General features: G+C 71.4%; 3 protein-coding genes and 1 pseudogene. 1 reads left to right on the top strand and 3 read right to left on the bottom strand.

From position 1 onward, the window contains the following. On the top strand, positions 1-718 hold a 718-nt coding region (locus AB0M20_RS30250; RefSeq protein ID WP_364303729.1), incomplete at its 5' end, for a right-handed parallel beta-helix repeat-containing protein. Positions 719-725: 7 nt separating this feature from the next. Here AB0M20_RS30250 and AB0M20_RS30255 read toward each other — a convergent pair. The 3 genes and pseudogenes from AB0M20_RS30255 to AB0M20_RS30265 form a co-directional block, all read right to left on the bottom strand. Next, entirely contained in the window at positions 726-1,562 is an 837-nt protein-coding gene (locus AB0M20_RS30255; protein WP_364303731.1) for a PmoA family protein, read from the bottom strand. Next, positions 1,559-2,647 carry a fumarylacetoacetase gene (fahA, locus tag AB0M20_RS30260; protein WP_364303732.1) on the bottom strand — a complete coding sequence of 363 codons (1,089 nt, stop codon included), beginning with the start codon at positions 2,645-2,647 and terminating at the stop codon, positions 1,559-1,561. The genes AB0M20_RS30255 and fahA overlap by 4 nt, the downstream gene beginning before the upstream one ends. Positions 2,648-2,707: 60 nt before the next feature. Then, positions 2,708-4,051, bottom strand: a pseudogene (locus AB0M20_RS30265) (bifunctional [glutamine synthetase] adenylyltransferase/[glutamine synthetase]-adenylyl-L-tyrosine phosphorylase); the annotation flags it as partial. Positions 4,052-4,114 lie beyond the last annotated feature (63 nt).

Genomic DNA, 4,114 nt, shown 5'->3' on the forward strand with positions numbered 1-4,114 from the left:
CACCATCTCGTGCTCGGGCATGATCCGGGTGCGGTCCAACAAGACGATCATCGGCAACGCCGGGTCGGCGCTGGTCGGCTGCGGGCTGAACATCAACGGCGACCGGAACGTCATCATCCGCAACGTGACCTTCCGCAACTGGAACGACGACGCCATCAACGTGCAGGAGTCGGCCACCAACATCTGGATCGACCACAACTCCTTCAGCAACGGACACGACGGCGCGGTCGACATCAAGCGCGGGTCCGACTTCGTCACCGTCTCGTGGAACCGGGTCTTCAACCACGACAAGTCGATGCTGCTCGGGCACAGCGACGACAACGGCAGCCAGGACATCGGCCACCTGCGGGTGACCTACCACCACAACTTCTTCGACGGCTCCACCCAGCGCCACCCGCGGGTCCGCTTCGGCAACCCGGTGCACGTCTACAACAACTACTACCGCAACAACAGCGGGTACGGCGTCGCCTCCACCGAGAACGCCGGCGTGCTGGTCGAGGCCAACTCGTTCGAGGGGGTCGACGACCCGTTCCACCGCGGTGAGGGCGACTCCGGCGTCGGCGGCCTCGTCGCGCGCAACAACCTGCTGGTGAACTCGGGCAGCGGACAGACCGGCGGCAGCGTCGCGTCGATCCCCTACTCCTACCCGCTCGACTCGGCCTCCGCCGTGAAGTCGATCGTGCAGGCGGGTGCCGGCGCGGGCAAGATCTCGCTCTAGATCCGCCTCACCGACCGTCCCCCACCAGGCCGGCGGCGTCCCCTGCCCCGAGGACGCCGTCGGCCACCAGCACGCTGACCCGCCGCGACAGGGTCTGTCCGGCCTCGATGGTCAGCGGGTCGCTGAAGGCGAGCGCGGCGCAGACTCCCGCATACTCCCCGGTCCGGACGAACCATCGGTCGGCATGTGACAGACCTTCGAAGATCAGGGTGTACGCACCACCGACCGTCAAGCCGACCCACGGCGCGGCCGAGCCGTTCACGTCGCCACGCTCGTCGGCGGTGAACGCCGTGGCCGCGCCCTCGGTGGCACGCCAGAAGAACCCGCCGTACCCGGCGCCGCCGGTGCGGCCGTTGGTGGCCGGGCTGCCGAGAACGACCGTCCCCACAGCGCTCGCCGGCGCCGTCAGGCGGTACTCGACGGTGAGCCGCCAGCCCACCGGGGCCTCCTCGGCGGCGATCCGGCGCTCCTCGGCCAGCAGCAGGCGACCGTCGCCGTCCTCCCACCGCAGCCGCTCGCGCAGGCCAGCCTGCTGTGCTTCCGCCCCGGTGCCCATCGGCAGCCACTGGTCGTGCACGATCCGCCCGTGATCGTCGCGCCACACGTAACCCTCGTCGCGGACGAAGGTGCGGCCACCCCACAGATTCCAGCCGTTCACGTCGGCCATGCTCAGCGACGCGCCCAGGTGCCACGGATGGTCGAAGCAGAGCGCGTCGGTCACCGGCACACCGCCGAGGGTCCGCACCGGATGCAGGTAGGGCCGCGGCCCCAGCCGGATGTCCAGCTCCGGCTCGACGACGTAGGTGCCGACGTCCGTACCCTTGATCCGCAGGGTTTTCGTCATCCGACGATCCGCCCGCTGACCTCGCCGAGCTCGGCCGCCGAGATGACCACCTCGTCGCCGTCGGCCAGGAAGGCGCGTTGCGTGCCGTCGTCGAGCGTCAGCGGGTGCTCACCGTTCCAGGTGAGCTCGAGCAGGCAGCCGAGCTGGTCCGGCTCCGGTCCCGACACCGTGCCGGAGGCGAAGAGATCTCCGGTGCGCAGGGACGCGCCGTTCACCGTCAGGTGCGCCAGTTGCTGGGCCGCCGTCCAGTACATGTGCCGGAACGGCGGCCGGGAGATCACCGTCCCGTTGAGACGCACGGTCAGCTCCAGGTCCAGACCCCACGGCTCGCTGCCGGAGAGGTACGGCAGCAGCGGCGGATCGGCCGGCGGCGGCGCGACCCGCAGGTGCTCGAGCGCGGCGAGCGGCACCACCCACGGCGAGATGGAGGTGGCGAAGCTCTTGCCCAGGAACGGGCCGAGCGGAACGGTCTCCCAGCGCTGGATGTCGCGGGCACTCCAGTCGTTGACCAGCACGACGCCGAAGACGTGCTCGGCGAAGTCCGCGGTGGCGACCCGCCCCTCGGGCGCCGGCGTGCCCACCACGAAGCCGACCTCGGCCTCGATGTCGAGCCGCTGCGAGGGGCCGAACTCGCCGGGGCCCAACTGCCCGTGGGGGCGGCGGATCGGCGTGCCGGAGACGACCACCGTGCCCGCCCGCCCGTGGTAGCCGATCGGCAGGTGCCGCCAGTTCGGGCTGAGCGCTTCGCCGTCCGGGCGGAAGATCCGGCCCACGTTCGTGGCATGGTGCTCGGAGGAGTAGAAGTCGACGTAGTCGGCGACCTCGAAGGGCAGGTGCATCGAGACCTGCGCGGCCGGGATCAGCGTCGGCCGGGTACGCGTGAGCAGATCGTCGATCTCCGCGTGGGTGTCGTCCCAGGCCTGGCGCCCGCGGGCCAGAAACGCGTTGAGCGACGGCTCGGCGAAGTCGGCGGCGTGCTCCAGCGGCAGGGTGCTGAGGTCGGCGATGTGGTCACCGGCCGCCGCCCCCACGCGCGGCCGCTCACCGGGTCTGCTGAACACGCCGTAGGCGAGGCTCGGAATCACCCCCGGAGAATATGTGCTGACCGGTTCCGTCGGCGCGAGCCTGCTCCATCGAGAGTGACGTCAGGCGGACAGCACGCGCTCCATCGCCGTGCGGGAGCGCCGCGCCACCCGCAGGTACGAGTCGACGAACTCGCCCGGGTCGCCGCCGCCGAGGATCTGCACCACGCCGGCCAGCTCCACGCCGTGCCGGGGCAGCTGGTCGGTGGGCCGGCCACGGACCAGGGTCAGCGCGTTACGGACCCGGGCCGCCAGCGTCCAGCCGGCCGCCATCGCCGACGCGTCCGCCTTCGCGAGCAGGCCGGCCCGCTGCGCGGCGGTGAGCGCCTCCAAGGTGCGCGTCAGGCGCAGCTCCGGCACCGCGTACGCGTGCCGCAACTGCAGCAGCTGCACCGCCCACTCCACGTCGGCCAGACCGCCGCGGCCGAGCTTGGTGTGCGTGTTCGGGTCGGCGCCCCGGGGCAGCCGCTCGGTCTCCACGCGCGCCTTGATCCGCCGGATCTCGGTCACCTGCTCGCGGCTGAGCCCGCCGCGGGGGTACCGCATCCCGTCGGCGATGGCCTCGAAGCGACGCCCCAGCTCGGCGTCGCCGCAGACGGCTCGGGCCCGGAGCAGCGCCTGCGACTCCCACACCTTCGACCAGCGGGCGTAGTACTGCTGATAGGCGTTGATGCTGCGCACCAGCGGCCCTTGCCGGCCCTCGGGGCGCAGGTCGGCGTCGATGCCCAGCGCCGGGTCGGGGGCGGGGGCGTTGAGCAGCCGGCGCATCTCCTCGGCGATGTTGTGTGCCGCCGCCGACGCGCCGTCGGAGGAGCCTTCGTACACGAACAGGACATCCGCGTCCGACGGGTAACTCATCTCGTAGCCGCCCAGCCGGCCCATGCCGATCACCGCGAACCGCAGGTCCTCGGGCCCGGGGCGGCTGCGCTGGGCCACGCTCAGCGCGGCGTTCAGCGTCGCGTCGGTGACGTCGGAGAGCGCGATGCCGACCGCGTCCACATCGAGTGGCTGCGCCGGGGCCAGGTCGCCGGCGCGGCTGAGGATGTCGGCGCACGCGATCCGGAACAGCTCACGGCGGCGCTGGGCGCGGACCGCGGCGATCGCCTTCTCGGGGTCGCTGGTGTGCCGGTCGGCGGCGGCGGCGAACCCGTCGATCAGCGTCTCCCGCGGGCGGGGTTGCAGCTCGGTGTCGTTGGCCAGCAGCCGCAGCGCCTCCGGATCGCGGATGAGCAGATCGGTGGCGTACCGGGAGAGGCTGATCACCCGGGCGAGCCGGCGCGCGACCGGGCCGCCGTCCCGCAGCAGCCTCAGATACCAGGGGGTGCTGCCGAGCTTGTCCGACACGTGGCGGTAGTTGAGCAGGCCGCGGTCGGGCTCGGGGCCGTCGGCGAAGTCCTGCAGCAGCATCGAGATTTTACCTAGTTGAATCTTCTTTTCTATATAAAGCGTCGGAGCATATCAGGGGGTTAT

The sequence above is a fragment of the Actinoplanes sp. NPDC051633 genome, assembly GCF_040681735.1.
In the GTDB taxonomy this organism is placed as follows: Bacteria; Actinomycetota; Actinomycetes; order Mycobacteriales; family Micromonosporaceae; genus Actinoplanes.